Annotated in this window: 20 protein-coding genes; 14 read left to right on the forward strand and 6 right to left on the reverse strand. The window is 46.5% G+C overall.

Annotation, left to right across the window (positions count from 1 at the left end):
* Positions 1–96 precede the first annotated feature (96 nt).
* Positions 97–420 (reverse strand): 2Fe-2S iron-sulfur cluster-binding protein, encoded by a 324-nt coding sequence (locus GSQ66_RS12650; protein WP_162427809.1) that lies wholly within the window; start codon positions 418–420, stop codon positions 97–99.
* A gap of 36 nt (positions 421–456) precedes the next feature.
* On the opposite strand from GSQ66_RS12650, the gene GSQ66_RS12655 reads away from it, so the two are divergent.
* Positions 457–1,557: a hypothetical protein gene (locus GSQ66_RS12655; protein WP_162427810.1), complete on the forward strand. Its 1,101-nt coding sequence runs from the start codon at positions 457–459 to the stop codon at positions 1,555–1,557.
* 290 nt (positions 1,558–1,847) lie between these two features.
* A complete protein-coding gene (locus GSQ66_RS12660; RefSeq protein ID WP_162427811.1) occupies positions 1,848–2,231 on the forward strand; it encodes a hypothetical protein in 384 nt (127 codons plus the stop codon).
* Between the two features lie 358 nt (positions 2,232–2,589).
* On the opposite strand, the gene pncA is transcribed toward GSQ66_RS12660, so the two are convergent.
* Positions 2,590–3,207, reverse strand: a complete 618-nt coding sequence (pncA, locus tag GSQ66_RS12665; protein ID WP_162427812.1) for a bifunctional nicotinamidase/pyrazinamidase — start codon at positions 3,205–3,207, stop codon at positions 2,590–2,592.
* A gap of 2 nt (positions 3,208–3,209) precedes the next feature.
* The gene (locus GSQ66_RS12670; RefSeq protein WP_162427813.1) at positions 3,210–4,637 is read right to left on the reverse strand and encodes a nicotinate phosphoribosyltransferase; all 1,428 of its coding nucleotides are present in this window, start codon (positions 4,635–4,637) and stop codon (positions 3,210–3,212) included.
* Positions 4,638–4,833: 196 nt separating this feature from the next.
* Between GSQ66_RS12670 and GSQ66_RS12675 the strand changes: the two genes are divergently transcribed.
* Entirely contained in the window at positions 4,834–5,826 is a 993-nt protein-coding gene (locus GSQ66_RS12675) for an AAA family ATPase (RefSeq protein WP_162427814.1), read from the forward strand.
* A gap of 1,437 nt (positions 5,827–7,263) precedes the next feature.
* Here GSQ66_RS12675 and GSQ66_RS12680 read toward each other — a convergent pair.
* Entirely contained in the window at positions 7,264–8,595 is a 1,332-nt protein-coding gene (locus GSQ66_RS12680; protein ID WP_162427815.1) for a T9SS C-terminal target domain-containing protein, read from the reverse strand.
* 46 nt (positions 8,596–8,641) lie between these two features.
* Positions 8,642–11,440, reverse strand: coding sequence for a TonB-dependent receptor (locus GSQ66_RS12685; RefSeq protein WP_162427816.1), 2,799 nt, complete (start codon positions 11,438–11,440; stop codon positions 8,642–8,644).
* A 440-nt stretch (positions 11,441–11,880) separates the two neighbouring features.
* Here GSQ66_RS12685 and GSQ66_RS12690 point away from each other — a divergent pair, with 440 nt between their 5' ends.
* The 6 genes from GSQ66_RS12690 to phoU all read left to right on the forward strand — a co-directional run bounded on the left by GSQ66_RS12690 (position 11,881) and on the right by phoU (position 17,553).
* Complete coding sequence (locus GSQ66_RS12690; protein ID WP_238395670.1) at positions 11,881–13,071, forward strand: porin; 1,191 nt, start codon at positions 11,881–11,883, stop codon at positions 13,069–13,071.
* Between the two features lie 208 nt (positions 13,072–13,279).
* Entirely contained in the window at positions 13,280–14,296 is a 1,017-nt protein-coding gene (locus GSQ66_RS12695; RefSeq protein ID WP_162427817.1) for a PstS family phosphate ABC transporter substrate-binding protein, read from the forward strand.
* Between the two features lie 18 nt (positions 14,297–14,314).
* A complete protein-coding gene (pstC, locus tag GSQ66_RS12700) occupies positions 14,315–15,190 on the forward strand; it encodes a phosphate ABC transporter permease subunit PstC (RefSeq protein WP_162427818.1) in 876 nt (291 codons plus the stop codon).
* On the forward strand, positions 15,183–16,040 hold the full coding sequence (gene pstA, locus GSQ66_RS12705; RefSeq protein WP_162427819.1) for a phosphate ABC transporter permease PstA: 858 nt from the start codon (positions 15,183–15,185) through the stop codon (positions 16,038–16,040). Before pstC ends, pstA begins: the two co-directional genes overlap by 8 nt.
* A gap of 7 nt (positions 16,041–16,047) precedes the next feature.
* On the forward strand, positions 16,048–16,812 hold the full coding sequence (pstB, locus tag GSQ66_RS12710) for a phosphate ABC transporter ATP-binding protein PstB (protein ID WP_162427820.1): 765 nt from the start codon (positions 16,048–16,050) through the stop codon (positions 16,810–16,812).
* Between the two features lie 54 nt (positions 16,813–16,866).
* A complete protein-coding gene (gene phoU / locus GSQ66_RS12715) occupies positions 16,867–17,553 on the forward strand; it encodes a phosphate signaling complex protein PhoU (RefSeq protein WP_162427821.1) in 687 nt (228 codons plus the stop codon).
* 549 nt (positions 17,554–18,102) lie between these two features.
* Here the strand turns inward: phoU and GSQ66_RS12720 are convergent.
* Positions 18,103–18,348 carry a hypothetical protein gene (locus GSQ66_RS12720; RefSeq protein WP_162427822.1) on the reverse strand — a complete coding sequence of 82 codons (246 nt, stop codon included), beginning with the start codon at positions 18,346–18,348 and terminating at the stop codon, positions 18,103–18,105.
* Positions 18,349–18,557: 209 nt separating this feature from the next.
* Here GSQ66_RS12720 and GSQ66_RS19055 point away from each other — a divergent pair, with 209 nt between their 5' ends.
* The 5 genes from GSQ66_RS19055 (at position 18,558) to GSQ66_RS12740 (ending at position 20,996) form a co-directional block, all read left to right on the forward strand.
* On the forward strand, positions 18,558–18,683 hold the full coding sequence (locus GSQ66_RS19055; RefSeq protein ID WP_262887829.1) for a hypothetical protein: 126 nt from the start codon (positions 18,558–18,560) through the stop codon (positions 18,681–18,683).
* A gap of 63 nt (positions 18,684–18,746) precedes the next feature.
* Positions 18,747–19,427, forward strand: a complete 681-nt coding sequence (locus GSQ66_RS12725; protein ID WP_202923346.1) for a heme exporter protein CcmB — start codon at positions 18,747–18,749, stop codon at positions 19,425–19,427.
* Positions 19,428–19,553: 126 nt separating this feature from the next.
* On the forward strand, positions 19,554–20,219 hold the full coding sequence (gene ccsA, locus GSQ66_RS12730; RefSeq protein ID WP_162427823.1) for a cytochrome c biogenesis protein CcsA: 666 nt from the start codon (positions 19,554–19,556) through the stop codon (positions 20,217–20,219).
* Positions 20,206–20,475, forward strand: a complete 270-nt coding sequence (locus GSQ66_RS12735) for a CcmD family protein (RefSeq protein ID WP_317164198.1) — start codon at positions 20,206–20,208, stop codon at positions 20,473–20,475. Before ccsA ends, GSQ66_RS12735 begins: the two co-directional genes overlap by 14 nt.
* 95 nt (positions 20,476–20,570) lie before the next feature.
* Positions 20,571–20,996, forward strand: a complete 426-nt coding sequence (locus GSQ66_RS12740; RefSeq protein ID WP_162427824.1) for a cytochrome c maturation protein CcmE domain-containing protein — start codon at positions 20,571–20,573, stop codon at positions 20,994–20,996.
* The last annotated feature ends 71 nt before the right edge of the window (positions 20,997–21,067 follow it).

Raw genomic sequence — 21,067 nt, forward strand, 5'->3', positions numbered from 1 at the left:
TAAATGGGTGGATGGCTAAATTGCTGAATCTGCTATAGTATAAGACGCAAAACATTGCGTCTCTGCATTATTTAAACTCTCTAACTTCTAAACTCTTTAACTCGAATAGGTCATATGTGGCAGCTTGGTTTGTTCCGGCACTTTGCCTGTAATATTACCTCCATGTAACATACACTGGCAGGTAAGACGTTCGTTATCTTTCAGGCGGCCGTTGTTGCGGTAGCGTTGCTCAGCGGGGCTTAGTTCGCCGAGGTGCTCCATACCATCCAAAACAATAATACGGCAGGTAGTGCAGCGGCCTTTAGTTCCGCAGGCGTGCATCCAGTCTATGCCGGCTGCCTGTATGGCCTTAAATAAGGTCTGACCTTCGTCAACTGCCACATGGCGCTGATTCAGGTTTTGCACAATCAAATCCGGCATGTTACCTTTATACTTCAGAGAAGAAAGCTACTCCCAATGGAAGACAAATATAATCAATTACACCTTGAGCGTTACAGCAAAGAGCTGGCAAATGTGCTGTGCGACCGTCATTTTGCATCGCATGATATTATAAACGGCCCGCAACTGCTTCATTTTGTACCAGTTAAGCAAGTTAATCTTTTTGTAATTAAGGAACTGCTCCTGAAATGGAACCAGGAGATGGCCAACCTGCGCAGCCCTTATTTTGATTTTGAGAACGAAGACGTAAAGGAGGCGCTGCTGAACTTTATGAATGTGCTCTCGCGCAAGATAAAGATGAAGCGTAATGCCTTTGAGCCACTTTTGCAGAAAGCTATTTACGATACCTTCCTTGTTGTGCTGGCTCCTGCTGCTACCCTCGAAGATAAATTTCTGCGCGTGCAGGACGAGATAACTTTACCAAAACTGCAGGAAAACCTGAAGTATATTGATCTTAACAAATCCCTTTTTGCAGGTTTTATCGAGACACTTTCATCGAGCAGCCGCGACCGCGACTATATAGTTAGTCGTTTTAAACTATACCTGAACGCACACCAGGGCGAGCGTACAACTATAGAACATCTTACTGGTCAGTTTAATGCATTACTGCCGTTAAGCGCCGAAGAACTGGTTAAACCAAATGCTGCTCCTGCCCCATCTCCGGAGGCCAAACCAACACCGGCGGCCCCTGTTGAGGAAGTAGATATAGTAGCTCCTATAGATATGGCACAGCGCGAGGCCAGTATTGTTACGCCTCCTGCCCCGGCAACTATAAAACCAACAGACCTGAACGAGCGTTTTAAAGCGGCAGAGCGTCCAACCCTGAACGAGAATTTCAAGAAAGCCGCTTCTGCTTCGCTGGCCGATGCGCACACCAACCAGAAAATAGACTCCCTGAAGAATGCGATCTCTATAAACCAGCGTTTCAGTTTTATTAATGAGTTATTTGAAGGCGATAACCTGACCTATTACCAGGCAATACAGTCATTGGATGCGATGACAGACCCTGACCAGGCCAGCCGCTTTGTAACCCACGATCTGGCCGGCAAATACGACTGGAGTAAAAAGCAGGACCACGTGAATAAACTGCTTCGCCTGATAGAGCGCAAATTTGCGTAACCAAACTATAGCAACTAACGAAAAAGCTCATACCTGAACGTATGAGCTTTTTTTATGACTTAGGTGTTCTTTCAAACAGCAGTACATCAGGGGTGTATAGGTGTGCCTGAAAAACTTATTTATTCTGGTGCGGGTGGGTATTGCAAATAATAAACTGAAGTGCTAATTATGCATTTACTTTGCTTCTGGTTTTTCAGTTTAAATCAATCTTTAACCTAAAAACCCGAAAATATCTGACACAAAGGGAACGTTAGCCCGTACTATCAACTTTAAAACTTTTATTATTAGCCATGAGAGACGATTTAGATTTCGACGAGGATTTCAGCTACAGTGATTTCGATGATGAGGAGGAGGATGACCTAGGAATAACGTTTGAGGAAGATCTGTACCTCATGATACGGGAGAAACTCCGCGACACTGTACAGGAATTTAAAGGCCAGCACCCGATTCTTAAGAAACTCGAAAATGCCATCAGCAATTTCAGGGTGAATGCCAAAAATACAGATGACTCCAAGTTTTACCCGCTGGCTGCCAAATTACTGAGCGAGCACATAAAACCGCTAACAGCAGAATCTGAAGAGATTGAAGAAATTTTCAACAACCTCCAGACAGACATCGCCCGCTTTAAGAACCAGCGCGCACATGGCCACGAAGGCGAGTTTTATTTATCATAAACAACTATAGATCTAACTATAAAAGCCACTCCTTGTATTGCAGGGAGTGGCTTTTATAGTTTAGAGGGCTATTGTCTTCGTCCCGCTAGTGTAAGCTATTTGGTGGCGTCCTGCCACGTTAGTTAAAACTATAGTTAAAGGAAAAGAACCTTCAGGCAACTATAAGCTATAGTTAAAGCGGCCAGAGTCAGCTGGCAGCTCACACTCGCCAGAGGCGAGCGAGGGCACAATATAGTTCCCCGCTGGCGCGAGTTTGCAACTCGTGCCTGATAATGATGTTGAGTTTATAACTCAACTGGGCCGGAGGCCCAACTATAGCAAGTCATGAGCGAAGACGCCCGCGCCCTATTTCTGACTGCTACATCTTCAGTAGTATCTTTTTTGCCTGGGCAATTTGTCCGCCTTTACTCAGCAGGTGTTCTTTTTTAAGCTCGAAGGCTCCCGCATCTATCGGCCGGCTGGCATCTTCTATCAGCGTAGTTTTAAAGCCAAGTTCCAGTCCGTCTAAGGCAGTAAAGTACACACAATAGTCGCTGGCCAGGCCACACACCCAGATATCGGTTACGCCACGGCCTTTCAGGTAAGCGCCCAGGCCTGTTGCTTTGCGATGCCCGTTGTCATAAAAACCACTGTAACTGTCAATGTCCGGCTCCATTCCTTTCCGGAAAATGGCTTCTACGTGGTTCATGTGCAGCTCTCGGGAGAACTCGGCACCAATAGTGCCCTGCACGCAATGGTCTGGCCATAGTACCTGTTCCAGGCCTTCCAGGTCTATCGTGTCGAAGTTGCTTTTACCTTCGTGCGCTGATGCAAAGCTTTTATGCCCTGCCGGGTGCCAGTCCTGGGTAGCGACAACTAAATCAACATATTGCTGCAGTTCGTTTATTAACGGAATTATCTCGTCGCCATTCGGAACAGCCAGTGCGCCGCCGGGCAAAAAATCGTGCTGAACATCAACTATAATCAGTGCTTTCATAGTTATAGGCTTTCTTTTTTATACTTGCTCCGGAGCTCATTTCTAAGGTCTAAAAGCTCTTTGCTTACCCCAATTTTGTAAATATGCGGATTCTCGAAACGTTTATACTCAGCGGTAAGCTTGCTTAAACGTTCGGTAGCGTAGGCGGCAACATCTGTTACTGAAGTTGGCGCATTGGTCGGCTCTCCGTTTTGCATTACCAACTGTAGCAACACCTGAGAACGATAGCCTTCCAGCGACATGCTTTTGTCGGGCTCGTAGGGGTGGTGCATGGCAACAGGAACAGCATTGCTTTCCAGGGCAACGGCATCAGCTATAAAATTACCTTTGTCATCGGAGTAACGGTAAACCTGCTTTAAACCGGGTAAGGTAGTTTTTTTGATGTTCTCCGATAACTTCAGACGTGGCTCACCATCGGCTACACTTAGCTTATATACGCCATCAAGAGCCGCGTCGGGTTTGCCGGTTGCCAGGTTGGTGCCCACTCCAAAAATATCGATCGGTGCGCCCTGCTCAAACAAGCTTTTAATAATGTGTTCATCTAACTGGTTACTGGCCACAATTTTCACATAATTCAGACCTGCCTCGTCCAGCATCTTTCGCGCCTGTTTAGCCAGGTATGCCAGGTCGCCGCTGTCCAGGCGTATGCCCATCAGTTTGTGGCCTTCCTGCTCCATTTCTTTGCAAACCGTTATAGCGTTGGGCACCCCAATTTTCAGGGTATCGTAGGTATCAACCAGCAACACGCAGCCTTCGGGGTTCACGTTGGCAAAACTTCTGAAAGCTTCCAGTTCATCATCATAGCTTTGTATGTAAGCATGCGCCATAGTCCCCACCGCTGGCAAACCATAAATACTGGCCGCCAATACGTTTGATGTGCTTGTAAAACCGCCTGTAAACGCTGCTCTGCTGGCAAACATACCGCCCAGGCCCTGCGCCCGTCGCAAACCAAATTCGCTAAGGGCGGCCCCGCGAGCCACCAGTTTTATACGCGCCGCCTTGGTAGCCACCAACGACTGAAAATTGAGGTAATTAAGCAGCACGGTTTCGGCCAGTTGCGCCTCTACAATATTGCCCTGCACGCGTACCAAAGGCTCCTGCGGAAAAACGATCTCGCCTTCGCGCATACTATGCAATGTGCCCTTAAACCTGAACCCACGCAAAAATTCCAGGAACTCAGTCTTAAAACCATTTTTATATAGCCAGTCAATATCTCTGTCGCTAAACTTAAACTCCTGCAGTAAGGGCAGTAACTCTCCTAACCCTGAAAAGACAGTGAAGCCACCGTTATAAGGCTGTTTCCTGAAAAAATAATCGAAAACTACCTGTTCGTTTTGCCGGTTATAGTTAAAATGCGAATTTGCCATCGAAAGCTGGTACATATCGGTGTACAGGCCAGAGGTGAGGTCGGTAGAGAAAATGTGCTGCATGAACTGCCTTTGTTTAAAATTTGTGCAAGTATAATGTACACCTGCCTACTATACCAGAACTATAGTTTTAATGTTATGTAACCGGTAATTGGCTACAGTGTTTCCAATTTGGCTGATCAACAACATCACAATAGCCTAGCAGAAATGGCGTAATATAGCTATATTGGAGTCATTTTTTTCAGATCCTATGAGTTTTATGCCACTAGAAGAAATTGCATACGAAGACAGAGTAAAGGCGAACCAGCAAAAGATAAAGCAGGTTTTCAGTGAGGTTGGTAAAGTGGTGGTGGGACAGTCTTACATGATTAACCGCCTGCTGATCGGCTTATTTACCGGTGGCCATATTCTGCTGGAGGGTGTTCCTGGTCTGGCTAAAACGCTAACTATAAACTCACTTTCCAGGGCGCTCAGGCTCGATTTTCAGCGCATCCAGTTTACGCCCGATCTGCTGCCTTCCGACCTTATCGGCACGATGATCTATAACCAGAACGCATCCGTTTTTGAAGTTAAGAAAGGGCCGATCTTCGCCAACCTGATCCTGGCTGATGAAGTCAACCGCTCTCCGGCCAAAGTGCAGTCGGCGCTGCTGGAGGCGATGCAGGAAAAACAGGTAACGATAGGCGAAACAACCTATAAGCTTGACCTTCCCTTTCTGGTACTGGCAACCCAAAACCCTGTAGAGCACGAAGGAACCTACCCCTTACCAGAAGCCCAGGTAGACCGTTTCATGATGAAAGTGTACATCGACTACCCTAAAAAGTCTGATGAACTGGAGATCATGCGTCGTATGGCCAACATGTCTTTCAACGATACGATCAACACAATCCTTTCCAAAGAAGACATTTTCCATATCCGGAACGAGATAAACCAGGTGCAGCTTTCTGAAACGCTGGAGCGCTACATTATTGAGCTTGTATTTGCCACCCGCCGCCCTGCCGAGTACGACCTGAACGAATTTGCACCATACATCCAGTTTGGTGTTTCGCCAAGAGCCAGTATAGCCTTAAACCGTGCCGCCCGTGCTGTTGCTTATTTTGATGAGCGTGATTATGTGTTGCCGGAGGATATTAAGGAAGTAGCGCATGATGTCATGAATCACCGGATCATTCTGAATTATGAAGCGGAAGCAGATGGTATCAAGACAAAGGATTTTATAGAAGCGATTCTGCGTAAAGTTCCTATCAGTTAATATTTGATTTGTAGAGGGAGTAAGTCTCGGCAATGTGCGTAACTCCTGCTAGCGTCTGGACTATAGTTTACTTTCTCCTTTGTCATCCCGGGCATCAACCTCTGAATCTTAATTGTCGGGTAGTTTCTCTTTTGTCATTTCGAACAAAGTGAGAAATCTGGGTTCTATAGTTTGCCACTCTGCACTTCGAACCTAGCCTTTTCTTTCATAATGTTCTTTAATCCTGGGAGCTTTACTCACCTATAGTTTCAATCTTGCTTTGATGCCCCACGGCCGGGAGGCTCTGTCTTGGGGGTAGGGGCACTCGATAAGGGCATCGCGCTGCTGCTTTCTTGCTACCCTCGCACCTCGGGTTGCCTGGCGGCACCGCAACAAAGCAAAGGCGCTCAACCCAAAGACTGAGATCAGTTCGATAGTAATTTTTATAGTTGAGTGAGAAACTATAGTTGCATCGCTTTATCGTGGTGCTATTTCCGTGGGGACAGGTCGCGACCTGTCCGATCCTGGTCTGTAACTATAGAACTATAGCTTAAACTATAGCAATTTCAGATTTCTCCTTATAGTCGAAATGACAGTTGGGTAAGCAGTAGCAGAAAGTCCCCCTTTGAAGGGGGTAGGGGGATGACAAACGGAAACTATAGAACTATAGCTAGACTATAGCAACAACAGAAATTCCCCTCTTGGGAGGGGCAGGGGTGGGTTAAAACAGTAACAATAGAACTATAGCTTAAACTATAGGTATGCAGAATTGTCCGCTTGGGGCAGGGCCGTTTCACTCTATTAATTCAACCTCTTTAATGCCCTCGCTTGTGTCCCGCGAGCGAGGGCGAATAACTATAGAACTACAGCCTAAACTATAGTAAAGGCCAAAAGCTCCTTCCCCTGTTTTTAGGGGAAGGCTGGGAAGGGGTAAAACTGAAACTATAGAACTATAGCCACAACTAAAGCAGTAGCCTAATCCTAAAAATCCTTTAAATCTCACTTAATCCCGGTTCAGACAATTCCCTGCCCCTATCGGGCCAGCTGAGTCAGGAAACGCAGCACCATAGTAAGTCACGAGTCCGGAGACTCGCGCCAGCGTAAACCTACAGTAACTTTAAACCGACCACCTCCCAGCAATCGCGGTTATTGCCTCGTCATTCATTATCTGCTCATGCACGGGAAATTCTTTTAATTTTATATGCTCAGCAAGCTGCTGGGAGGCAGCGGAAGTGGACGAGCCGGAGGCAAAGATGGCTGTGGCGGTATAGGCTGTCTGGCTTTAATTGCGTATCCCTGTATCAGTACCTGGTGGAGAGACAGCACCTGCCGACTTTTAATAAAAAAAGAAACCCACCGGGAACGGCGGGTTTCGTGCGGGCGGGAGACTAAGCCGCACCGCGGTTGTCTGTGCTGCAGTGTCTCACCAATGCAGCCACAAACGGGGATGGGGGAAAATTAGTAATCTGTGTTCTGTGGGTCGAAGTTCGCCCAGCCCGCTGTCCAGTCGCTAGCACCGAAAGCACCTACGAACTGCACCTGCTCAAAACCAGTCAGGTTACTGAATGACGCACCGCTCAGCAGCTCAGAACCAGAACCCGGAAGTAATGTTGGAGCGCCAGCCTGCTTGAAAGAACCTTCGATTTTCAGGTCTGCGTTAGAAGCTTTCTGAACGTTTGTGTTGGTCGTGAACCAGTTCTGTATATCGAATGTGCTGCCTGATGCTACTTTAAGCGGCGTAGTTGCTGCCACTACATAGTTGTTTTTAAAGTTAAGCTCGTTTTTTGTAGCGCCGCCTTCTACAGCAGATCCATCCAGGAAAATACCAGTAGGCCAACCGGCAATTACAGAGTTGTAAACCGAAATCTTCGTGTTCTTTTTAAAGTGAACGCCGCTGCCATAGTTTGAATCTGCAGTGGTGCTGGCGGTAGCCAATGGTCCGAATAAACTCACGTTAGAGAATTTAGCCAGTGTATTTGGCGTGGCCGTATCGCCTGCCTTGTTGTTATCCGACTCAAAACCATTTGACTTTGAAACGTCAGCCACGTTCGGGTCGCTGATGCCAAGCGCAAACTGTATCGTTCCGGAGTAACCGTTGTCTGTGTCAAACATATCGTCCACCGTTTTGTAAGCGATCAGGTGCTTGCCATTTACGGTACCACCGAACCACTCAAACGCATCATCACCACCAAACGAAACCTGCACAAAGTCGATCTCTGTTCCGCTGCCTACACCGCCAAACGTGATGCCGTTTATCTCGTTATCCGGCTGGTAAGCAATACCTGCAAACTCTACACGCACATACTTCAGCACACCCGAGTTATCAGCAGGTTTATCGCCACCATATTGTCTGTCTACGCCACCTTCAATAACGGCAGTGTTACCTAAGTTTACAGGCGCATTACCCAGTATAATCAGGCCACCCCAATCACCTGCTTTACGAGAACCTTTTGGCTCGTTTGATGTGAACACGATAGGCTTATCGGCTGTGCCACGGGCAATGATCTGTGCGCCGCGCTCCACTATAAGCGAGCCTTTAGTGGTTTTATCGCCTTTAATAATGGTGCCCGGTTCTATAGTTAGTTTGGCTGGCGCCTTCACGTAAACAAAGCCGGTTAAAAGGTATTTCTTATCTGCTTTCAGGGTCATATCAGACGTGATACTTCCGCTCAGTTCCACCACTTCTTTATTCTGCTCAACAGGCGTAACAGTGTCGTCGCCATCATCTTTACAAGATACCGTGGCTACACCTAATAGTGCGAGCAGTAATAATGTGCTTACTTTTTTCATGGTTAATAAAATTTAGGTTAAAGGTTTTTGGGTTGAAGATTTTCTTCTAGAATTTATAGTTGATGCCCAGCGTAGTATAGCTACCGCGCTTATAGTTGGTAAAGTCGTCGTCCTGGGAGTTGATCTTTGTATCGCGGTTAGAGTCCTGCATCAGGATTACTTTCTGGTTCAGCAGGTCCTGGATACCGGCTTTTAGCTCCAGGTGCTTGCCTATACCTTTTGTTACCGACAGGTCGAGCACGTTGCGCGGCATTTCGTAAACTGTTGGTGCCTGGTCATCGCCTACTGTAAAAATGCGCTTGCCAATTACGTTGTAAAGCATATTCACCTGCAGGTCACGTGCCTCATCGTTAAAGTATAACCCGGCGTTTACTATAAAAGGCGACTGTCCGTACATGGCTCTGTTTCTTTCCTGTCCCTCCGATTCGGCTCCCAGGTCTACTTTACTTTCTATCAGCGAAGCGTTCAGTACCAGGCTCATGTTCTGTATCAGGCTGCGGTTCGACAGGTTCAGGAATGATTTTCTGATCTCAGTTTCGATACCATAGCTCTGTGCGTTGCTGGCATTTTTTGGTTGGTAAATCGGGTTGCCGGATGCAGGTATACTATAGATCTCGATCGGATTTTTGAAGTACTTGTAAAACACTCCCACCGACAGTATCTCCGTAGGGTTAGGGTAAAACTCGAAGCGCAGATCGGTGTTGTGTATCGTGGCGGTCTTCAGGTTCTCGTTCCCTCTTATTTCGGCATTCAGCTGAAAATCGTAGTAGGTAAACGGGGCCAGCTCTCTGAACTCAGGGCGGTTTACGCTTATACTATAGCCACCGCGCAACAGCGTTCTGTCTGTAATATTGTACGTTGCGTTAAGCGACGGAAGTATGCTTGTAATCGGGTTATTTACTTCTGTTTTGCCACCACCATATTTAGATGTGCTAAGTTGCTGCTCGTTAAACTCCACACGCAGTCCACCCGAAAGATTAAGCTGATCATTCACCGGAAGGTTACCGCCCAAATAACCGGCTACCAACAAGCTTGAGGCATCGTATCTGTCGGTTGGATTGGTTCCTTCTGCCATGCTAAAGCCGCTGGTGCTTATATTTTCGGAGGTAAACAGCTGACCTAATGGCGATGTCAGCAGGTTTCTGTTAAACTGGCCTGGGTCAGAGATAATGTAAGACATCCAGCGCGCTTCAAAATTCCTGTTCTTGTTCTCGGCATAAAAACCGGCTCTCAGTTTAGGCTGATTTTCTGCAACCGTATCTTTGGCTGTAAATCTGCGCTCTATCTGTCCGCTTGCCAGCACGGTGTTTTCCTTCATCTCAGAATCAAATCGGCCGGCATCAAACGTGGTAGCGGAGTTTTGCGGAATTACCCATCTGAAAGGCTCGTTACTATCTATGTTACGCTGCGACCTGATGCGCTTGTAGCTTGGTTCGTTTCGGTTGCTATAGTTGTAGCCGGCTGTCCAGGTATAAGTGGTGCGATCGTCGTCGGCATCGTGTGTGCCCTGCAACTGGCCCGAGTAAACCGTTCTGCTTTCGTAGCGCTGCGAGAAGTTCTGTACATCCACACTTTTACCCTGTACTTCCTGGCCGGTACGCGCAATTACCTGCGACTGCCCCATCTGGTTAAACAGGTTCCGGAATTCTATCTTGTTGCTGTTGTTCAGCCTGAAAGCCCAGTTACTGATCAGTCCTACCCGCGCGTTCCGGCTCGATTCGGTGTCGCTGTAACTATATTCTATCAGGTTGGTCTTCTGTTCGGCTTCGTTGTAAGTATAGCGGTAGCGGTTTACGTTTTGCAGCTGGCTGGTATTGCTGTAACTTAAAGCTGTGAGGTTGCTGGCTTCGGTGTTGCCTACAAAAAAGCGGCGGGTAAGCCCAAACGAAAGGCGAAGGTCCGGTGCAGCAGATTTGGTATTAAATGCCCAGTCGTTCTTTAGTTGTTTGGCTGCTGTTATTAAACTTTCGCCACCAACATTATTTAAGTGCGATGGGAAAGAAGTTGGTAACGCTCTGGTATTAGTATCAAACCCCAGGAAATCGGTATTGCTGCCCTGCTGTGTGTTTATAGTTTTAAAAGTGGTACCGCTGCGGTAGCCGCCCGTTATGCCAAAGCTGGTTGTATTCTCGCTGGCGAAGTTCTTGGTGTATACTTTTATTACGCCACCGCCAAACTCACCCGGCAACTCCGGCGACCCAGATTTAAACACAAGGATCCGGTCCAGAACACTTGTTGGAAGAATATCGAAAGAGAAAGCCCTGGAATCCGGTTCTGTACTTGGTGCAAGTGCGTCGTTAAGCATTACCGTGTTGTAGCGCTCGCTCAGGCCGCGTATCATAATGTATTTGTCGTTCATTACGGTTACGCCCGGTATGCGCCTTACCACCGCAGCCGCATCTCTGTCCAACGATTTGGCTATCTGCTCCCCCGACACGCCGCTCACTACAATCTCGCTTTGTCTCAGGTCCTGCATCAGGGCAAGGTCGGTGTTGGTCTGGCGGGTGGCTACCACTTCTACCACGTTCAGCTCGGTGCTGTTATCTTCGAGCTGTATATTAAGTGTGGTTGGCTGGCCTGGCTTTATAGTTACGCCCGGGTTTTCGGATGGCTTATAAGAAAGGAAGGTTACTGCTACGGTGTGTGTGCCCTGGTCCAGTGTTAAACTATAGTTGCCTTCGTAGTCGGTGCTGGTGCCTTTGGCTGTGCCTTTAATAAATACGACGGCGCCTATTACGGCTTCGCCGGTTGCTTTGTCGGTTACGTTGCCTTTTAGTGTGCCCTGTTGTGCAACGGCAAAATTTATAGTTAAAACCGTGGTGAGAATGGTAAGTAAAAACTTCATAGCGATGTACTGTTGTTTAGTCTCGCTGCAAAAGTAGAGAGGCAGTTTTACCTGAAGTTTAAGGGGAAATTATGTTAGCATTAACCTTTGATTTCAGATGTTAAGCACGGGTTAATTCCATGTTAACTATACATTACATCAGTTCCTGAAAGAAATTAAAAGCACCAGTGAGAGATCATCCAAAACAGGCTAAATCACTGGTAATCATCCCCTGGTAGTTTTAGAGCAACAGCAAAACAATAACATGAATTTAACATTGGCGTAACTTTCGAGTAATATACAGGCAGTTATTTTGCATCGTGATTTAGTAACCGGATTATAGCAGTCTGACTAACTGCCGTAGCTGATTATCTAAAATTCGGACATAGCTTTTGGGCTATGCTGTTATATTTTATAGTTTCACGACCCCAGGATTAATTCTCACCTTAAACCAAAGTACCGTGATTACCCATTCCCGTACCTTCCTATTTTTACTAAGCACAGCTATAGTTGCCTCAGTTGGCAGTGCAAATGCCCAGACTATAAACGAATCTAAACTTGGCAAAGGCCTGCAGTTTGTTGCAGCAGACTCTTCTTTCAGCGTAAAACTAGGCGCTCGTTTTCAGGTGCTTTACCAGGGCGGCTATACGCCTGTTACCGAGCAGTGGGAAGATCGTTTCGTTATCCGCAGAGCCCGTCTTAAACTCGAAGGTTTTGCTTACAGCCCAAAGCTGGAATATAAAATAGAGCTTGGCCTGAGCAACAACGACATCGGAGGCAATATGGGCAGCCAGAATAATAACGCCAGCAACATTGTATTAGATGCTGTGGCTAAATGGGAAATAACACCCGGTTTGCAACTATATGTAGGCCAGACAAAATTACCCGGCAACCGCGAACGGATCATCTCCTCTCAGAAAATGCAGTTCGTGGACCGCAGCTTACTAAACTCCCGCTTTACCCTGGACCGCGATACCGGTCTGCAGCTTCATCACGAGCACCAGGTAGGTCAGGTTGTTCTGCGTGAGATCGCTTCTATTTCCACCGGCGATGGCCGCAATATTACTGTGAACCATTCTGGGGGTTATGACTATACCGGCCGTTTCGAGATTTTGCCTATGGGTGCTTTTGAAGGAGAAGGTGACTATGTAGGAAGCGACATTTACCGCGAGCCAACTCCTAAACTGGCCCTTGCCGCAGCTTATGATTTTAACGACAGAGCATCGCGGGAGCAGGGCCAGCTTGGCGATTTCCTGGGCGCCGAGCGCGACCTGAACACCTTGTTTTTAGATGCTATGTTTAAGTACAGAGGCTTTTCAGCTATGGCAGAATATGCTGCCAGAAGAGCGCCGGACGGACCTGTTGTGCTGGTAAATGATGCCGGCGAAGTGGAAGAGACGTTTGTAACCGGAGACGCATTTAACATACAGGCAGGCTATCTTTTTATGAACAACTGGGAAGTAGCAGGCCGCTATACCAACTATGAGCCTACAAAAGTTACCGGCTTAACCGCGGAGAACCAGTATACCCTGGGCGTTTCAAAATACATAGTTGGTCATGCCCTGAAAGTACAAAGCGACCTGACCAGAAGCGAGCAGCGCGGACTTGGCGAGAAGTACCAGTTCAGGGTACAACTTGAAATCGGTTTCTAAGCCGGAACTTAACAATTACTTAACATTGCGTAACAATAAGATAACACCATACACTTCCGTAAAAGCGTTTTTCTCCGTCCCTTTGTATCGACAAACTATAGTTACCGTAGTATAACCCAAAAGTTTAAATAAGGCTTGCATTATAAAATCAGCCTGAAATTATCCGGGTATAAAACTTAGCAAAAGCTGACTTAGAAAAAACGTATCTATGTTGCACCTGAAACTTAAAAACCTGGCTGCTGCTGCACTTCTTTTACTGGTTGCAGCCTGTGGCCCTAAGTATAACGAAGACGCGGATCTTACCCTGAAAGGCGACATTTCGATAGATGGCTCCTCAACAGTATATCCCATTACCGAAGCAGTTGCAGAAGAATTCAGATACGCCGCCCCGAATGTACGCACAACGATAGGTGTGTCCGGCTCGGGTGGTGGTTTCAAGAAATTCTCGCGCGGCGAGATAGATATCAGCAATGCATCACGCTCTATAAAAGAAGATGAAGCCAAAGCTGCCAGAGCCAATGGTCTTGATTTTATTGAGCTCTCTGTAGCTTATGATGGACTAACTATAGTTGTAAACCCTAAAAACGACTGGGTAAAGGACATAACCGTTGCGGAGCTTAAAAAGATGTGGGAGCCTGCTGCCCAAAACAAAATAAAGCGTTGGAACCAGATTCGCCCGGAATGGCCAAACCGTGAAATACATCTTTACGGTGCTGGTGTCGAGTCCGGAACGTACGACTATTTTACCGAAGCTATAGTTGGTACAAGCCATGCCAGCCGCGGCGACTTTACAGCCAGCGAAGACGACAACGTACTGGTACAGGGCGTTGCCGGCGACATTAACGCACTTGGCTTTTTCGGGTATGCCTACTACGAAGAGAATAAAGATAAGCTGAAAGCCATACCTGTTGATGATGAAGACGCAAGCAATGGTACGGGCCCTATCCTTCCTTCACTGGAAACTATAAAGGATGGCTCCTACGCTCCCCTTTCTCGGGCATTGTTCTTATACGTTAACTCTCCAGCTGTTAAAAAGCCACAGGTAGTAGAATTTATGGACTTTTATTTTGAAAATGTAGGTCAGCTGAGCCAGGAAATAGGCTTTATTCCGTTACCTGACGAAAAATATAAGGCAGAACACCAGAAGTTTAAAGACTTTGTAGCCAAACACACAGGCAATGCCACAACCCAACGCAAAACCGACTCAACCAATACTTCTCATTAATAATATTAACCGGAAACCATGAGAATACAGGAAAGAATAATAGAAGGTTTGTTGTGGCTATCGGCTGCAATTACCATTCTCGTTACGGCCGGCATCATTTGGGTACTGCTTTCTGAGTCGCTTACATTCTTCTCAGAAGTATCTATAATTGATTTTCTGACAGATAAACAATGGACACCGCTTTTTGCCGATAAGCACTTTGGTATACTTCCGCTGGTGGCCGGTACCATGCTGACCACAGCTATAGCTATTGCGGTTGCCTTGCCCATCGGTTTAACTATAGCCATTTACCTGAACACCTATGCGCCGGCTGGCTTCCGGGCAACTATAAAACCAATGCTGGAGATTCTGGCAAGTATACCAACGGTGGTATATGGTTTTTTTGCGCTTACCGTTGTTACGCCTTTCCTGCAATCCTTTATTCCTAATCTGGCTGGTTTTAACTCGCTTTCAGCAGGTATGGTAATGGGCATCATGATCATCCCGATGATCTCATCGCTCAGTGAAGATGCTATCAGTGCAGTACCGAAATCGTTGCGCGAAGGTGCTTATGGCATGGGAGCCACTAAATTCCAGACTGCTTTTGGGGTTTTGGTTCCGGCAGCTTCTTCGGGTATTCTGGTGTCTATCATCCTGGCTATTTCCAGAGCGGTTGGCGAAACCATGCTTGTTGCCATTGCAGCCGGTCAGCAGCCGCGCCTTACTGCCAACCCGTTGGTACCTATCGAAACGATAACGACTTACATTGTGCAGGTTAGCTTAGGCGACGTACCGCATGGCTCGCTGGAGTACCGCACTATTTTCGCGGCAGGTATCACGCTGTTCATTTTTACATTTGCGCTGAATAACATCAGCTTCTGGATCAGAAAGAAATATCAGGAAAAATATGACTAACTCGGAGCTAAACAGACTAAAAGACAAAGCCTTCCAGGGATTCGGTATTTTCTGTACCCTGATCGGACTGGTTGTGCTTGCTATTTTCCTGATCAACATCCTGATCGATGGGCTTGGCCGTATAGACTGGGATTTCCTGCGTAACCTGCCATCTCGCCGCGCACACCGCGCCGGTATCTACACCGCCTGGATCGGTACACTCTGGATACTGGTACTTTCATCGCTATTTGCTTTCCCGCTGGGTATTTCAGCAGGCATTTACCTGGAAGAGTATGGCAAAAAGAACAGGATGGCATCTTTCCTGGAAGTAAATATTTCGAATCTTGCCGGGGTACCTTCCATTATCTATGGTTTGCTGGGCCTGGAGATCTTTGGGCGTGTTTTTGGTTTAGGTGGCAGTTTGCTTACAGGGGCGCTAACCCTGGGCCTGCTTATCCTCCCGATCATTATCGTAACCACCCGCGAATCTATAAAAGCCGTGCCACGCAGTATCCGTGACGCCTCTTTTGCGTTGGGAGCCTCTAAATGGCAAACCATCTGGTTCCAGGTGCTTCCGGCTTCGTTTGGCGGCATTATGACAGGTGTTATCCTTGCATTGTCGAGGGCAGTAGGTGAAGCGGCCCCGCTTATAGTTATCGGGGCACTGGCTTACGTACCGTTTGCACCAAGCTCACCTATGGACGAATTTACCGTATTACCAATTCAGATATTTAACTGGATATCAAGGCCTCAGGCTGCTTTTGCTACAAATGCCGCTGCTGCCATTATCATACTTTTAATTATTACCTTTACTTTGAACGGAATCGCTGTATACCTTCGCCACAAGTGGCAGAAACGTGTAAAGTGGTAAAATAACGATGAGTAAGAAAAACCAGAAACTGGAAGCCCGTAACCTGAACGCCTATTATGGCAGCTTCCACGCCCTTAAAGACATTAACATTGCCATGGAAGAAAAAGCTGTTACGGCTTTTATTGGTCCATCGGGTTGTGGTAAGTCAACGTTTTTGCGCACCCTAAACCGTATGAACGACTATATCGACGGCTTTAGAGTAGAAGGAGACATTCTGCTTGATGGCCGCGACATTTATACGAAAGATGTACGTGTGGATGAACTTCGCAAACAGGTAGGAATGGTTTTCCAGAAGCCAAACCCATTCCCGAAAACTGTGTTTGAGAACGTAGTATACGGGCTGAAGATACAAGGCATCAAAGACAAGAAAACTCTGAACGAGATAGCGGAAACATCGCTCCGAAAAACTGCTTTATGGGAAGAGGTAAAAGACAAGCTGGATAAATCGGCACTGGCGCTTTCGGGTGGTCAGCAACAGCGCCTTTGTATTGCCCGTGCACTTGCTATTTCGCCGTCTGTTATACTTATGGATGAGCCAACTTCAGCCCTGGACCCGATCTCTACCGCCAAAATTGAAGAGCTGCTCTACGAACTGAAAGAGGATTACACTATAGTTATAGTTACACACAACATGCAACAGGCTGGCCGTGTAAGCGATCAGACAGCGTTCTTTTACATGGGCGAACTGATCGAGTTTGCGAAAACCAAAACCATGTTTACGAGCCCGAAGCACGAGCGTACCCAAAACTATATTACAGGCCGATTCGGTTAAGCTTTTATAGTTTACAGCATGCATGTTTTGATTATCAATCTAACGAGAGACTAAATGAACCAAATAGATATTGAACTTACTGGCCTGCGGGTTAAACTAATGGAGATGTGGGACCTGGTGGAGTATCAGCTGCAGAGCGGCCGCGAAGCCATGTTGAACGCAGACCATGAACTTGCCAGTAAAGTAGTGAAGCTTGGGAAAAAAGTTAACAACTTTGATGTGAAGATAGACCGCATGTGCGAAAACCTGTTGGCCCTGTACACTCCCGTTGCCGTGGATCTTCGTCTGGTATTGGCTACCCTCAAGATAAATGCTAACCTGGAGCGCATCGGCGATACGGCAGAAGGTATTTCAATGTACGTGCAGAACAGAGAGGCAAAGTTCAGCCCTGAAATGTTAGAAATAACGAAGGCTGTAACAATGTTTGATGAAGCGCTGGCTATGTTTAATGACTGCCGGGTTGCATACAAAGCGAATAACAGCGAGCAGGCACGCACTATTATTAAGCGCGACAAAATGCTAAATAAGATCTACCGTAAATCGGACGCTATTATTGCGGAGTTCATGCGCGCTAACCCGGACAGCATAGAAGAAGGCCTTGCCCTGCTTTCTATCATCAAAAAAGTAGAACGTGTCGGCGACCAGATCACAAACATCGCTGAAGAAATCATCTTCTACCAGGATGCTAAAGTAGTAAAGCATAAAACTAAAAATAAGAACAAAGATAAAGGCAAGGAGTAACCACTCTAGTCAGGATTCATTTTTTCAGGTAAAAGCACGGGCTACTATAGTTCGTGCTTCTGTTTTTTTTATTCAGGCATTTACCCCCTTATTCTCCCCTGTTAAAGAGCTCCTTTGCCTCAATCCGGAAGGGGATTTGTAGTTTGCTTTTTCAACGGAGAAAAATTCTGGTTCCGTTACCCTGCTCTTGGGAGAGATATCCCGGCTATAGTTATAGTTGGTGTTATAGTTTCATAGTTCGTATTGCTGGTGCGAGTCTCCGGGCTCGTGACTCACAATGGTGTGGAGTCTCCTGGCTCAGCTGGACCGATAGGGACAGGGATTGTCTGAACCATGATTTATAGATTAATGGATTTTTAGGATTGGGCTACTGCTTTAGTTGAGGTTATAGTTCTATAGTTGGCGTTTTACCCCTTCCCAGCCTTCCCCTAACAACAGGGGAAGGAGCTTTTGGCCTTTGCTATAGTTTGAGTTATCGTTCTATAGTTGATGTTTTAACCCACCCCTGCCCCTCCAGGGAGGGGAATCTCGGCTATAGTTATAGCTGAGCTATAGTTCTATAGTTACAGCCTGTTTATCGGACAGGTCGCGACCTGTCCCTACGAAACTACAGCCACGATAAAGGTCGAAGCTTAACCGGTTCAAACTATAGACAAAAGTAGCTATGCGAAAGATCTCAGTCTTTGGGTTGAGCGCCTTGTAGATTTCCGGTGCCGTCAGGCATTGCGACGAAGGAGCAAAGGAAATGTACACCGCGCGATGCCCGAAGACGGGGCCTCCCGGCCGTGAGGGCACCAAAGCAAGATTGAAACGATAGGTAAGTAAAGCTCCCAGGATTAGAAGAAACTATAGAAGAAAGGCTTGGTTCAGGTTGCAACTATAACTAACTATAGAACCCAGATTTCTCACTTTGTTCGAAATGACAAACGAGAAACTATAGTCATATAAAATCCCTCGACTGACGCTAGGGATGACGGTAGAGAAGATTAAGATTCCTCACAGTTATGCTGGCGCTCTTCGACTCGCGTCTCAAGAAGACTCAAAATGACAAAAGAGTAGAAAAAGCAACTATAGCCCTGACTATAGCAAGAGCTACGCACGCTGCAAATGCTAAAAAACCTACAAAGTGATACAAATCATCAATCTAAACAAACACTACTTTACCAAATAATTGTGTTGTAACTTTGCGGAAAATGAAAGCAGTGCTGCTGAAAGAAATACTATACCTGATACAAAAAGACCTGGTCCTGGAATGGCGACAGAAGTATGCCTTTAACGGCATGTTGCTGTACGTGGGCAGTACGGTTTTTGTGTGTTACCTGAGCTTTGGTCTCCGCCAGTTCTCCGACGACAGTGGCCCGATCTGGAACGCTTTGCTTTGGATAATTTTACTGTTTACATCCGTAAATGCCATTGCCAAAAGCTTTATGCAGGAAAACCGTGGCAGGCTGCTATACTTCTACTCTATTGTTAGTCCGCAGGGCATAATACTGGCTAAAATTGTTTATAACACACTTTTAATGCTGCTGCTGGCTTTCATTTGCTTTGTGTTCTACGCATTTGTGTTGGGCAACCCGGTACAGGATGTTCCAATGTTCCTGCTTTCGCTTTTACTTGGAGCAATCGGGTTTTCAACATCGTTAACTATGATCTCGGCCATAGCCTCCAAAGCAGCAAACAGCAGCACATTAATGGCGATCCTCAGCTTTCCGGTTATAGTGCCGATGCTGCTGATGCTCATTAAAATGTCGAAGAATGCGATGGATGGTTTAGACAGAGGAGCCAGTCTCGACGAACTGCTCACTTTGCTTGCCATAAACATGATCGTTATCACTGTTTCTTATATTTTGTTCCCGTACCTTTGGCGTTCGTAAAACAGACACAGGACACAGCGTTTCAGGCAGAAGATTTTGACAACAGGAGAAGAATTAAATAACGAAACACGAGGCTTCTTACTTATAACTGAAACTTCGCGTCTAACACCTAATAGCTATTTATAAATGATGAAGAATTGGTGGAAAATCCTGACTGTACTGCTGCTGCTATTTACAGTGGTGGCCGGTATGCTGTCAGAAGTTCCGAGATTGGCCATTCTTAACGAAACCATCCGGAATTTATACTTCCATGTGCCTATGTGGTTTGGCATGATCCTGATCCTGCTGATATCCGTAATCTACTCTATTAAATACCTGCGCAACCCAACTATAAAAAACGATGTGATAGCCTACGAGGCTGCCAAGGTCGGTATCCTGTTTGGTGTGCTTGGTATAGTAACCGGCATGGAGTGGGCCAAATTTACGTGGGGCGAATACTGGAGCAACGACCCGAAACAAAACGCCTCGGCCATTGGCCTGCTGATCTATTTCGCCTATGTGGTACTGCGCAGCTCGTTTGCCGAGCAGCAGCAGCGCGCCCGCATCAGTGCTGTGTATAACATCTTTGCCTTTGCAGCTTTAATTCCGTTACTGTTTATACTTCCAAGACTTACAGATTCGCTGCACCCCGGCAACGGTGGCAACCCGGGTTTTAATACCTACGACCTCGACAGCCGCCTGCGCATGGTATTTTACCCTGCCGTGTTAGGCTGGACTATGCTAGGCATCTGGATCGTGAATGTAAGATCAAGATTTGAATTACTGAGACAACGCTTATATGAAACTGTTTAGAATACTGGCCATCTGCTGCTTTATAATTGGCGCATTGGCAGGACTTACACAAGTGCAGGCCCAGCCCGAGCAGGCACAGGTAGAATATTCATCGGCCCCGGCTGAAACGGATATAGAAATGGCCGATACGCTGCGCCAGGATGGAAAAATATGGGTAGTAGTAGTGGTGTTGCTGACGGTAATGGCCGGGCTTATCATTTACCTGATAACGCTGGACCGGAAGGTAGGCAAACTCGAAAAGCAATTTAAAGAATAATTCCCGGCAGGCATAAATTCTGCACAAAAGTGGATTTAATACACCTGTTTTTGTGTTAGGCTAACGAAACCGGAAAATCCTAATTTATACGAAAGATGAAGAAGTCACACATCATCGGTATTGTTATCATCGCAGCAGCCATCATGATCATCATGTCCACTGCAGGCGACGCCAGTACTTACGTTGATTTTGGTCAGGCAAAAGAGCTGGCTGAGGATGGAAGCAAGACGAAGGTACACGTAGTAGGCCGCCTGAAAAAGGATGCCCAGGGCCATATAGTTGGTATGAAATACGACCCGCTTGTAGACCCGAACTACTTCTCGTTTATGCTCGTGGATACCAACCGCGTGGAGCAGCAGGTAGTGTACTTCAACCCGAAACCACAGGACTTCGAACGCTCGGAGCAGGTTGTAATTACCGGTAGTATGCAGAACGAAGTGTTTGTAGCTGACAAGATTCTGCTAAAATGCCCGTCTAAATACGTGGAAAAAGAAGTACAGCAAACAACTGCAGGCTTGTAATTTAGTTAAGAGTTGAGAGTTAAGAGTTAAAAGTGCCACTCTTATCATTACCAACTCATAACTTTTAACTT

Origin of the sequence: Pontibacter pudoricolor (assembly GCF_010092985.1) — a bacterium.
Classification (GTDB): domain Bacteria; phylum Bacteroidota; class Bacteroidia; order Cytophagales; family Hymenobacteraceae; genus Pontibacter; species Pontibacter pudoricolor.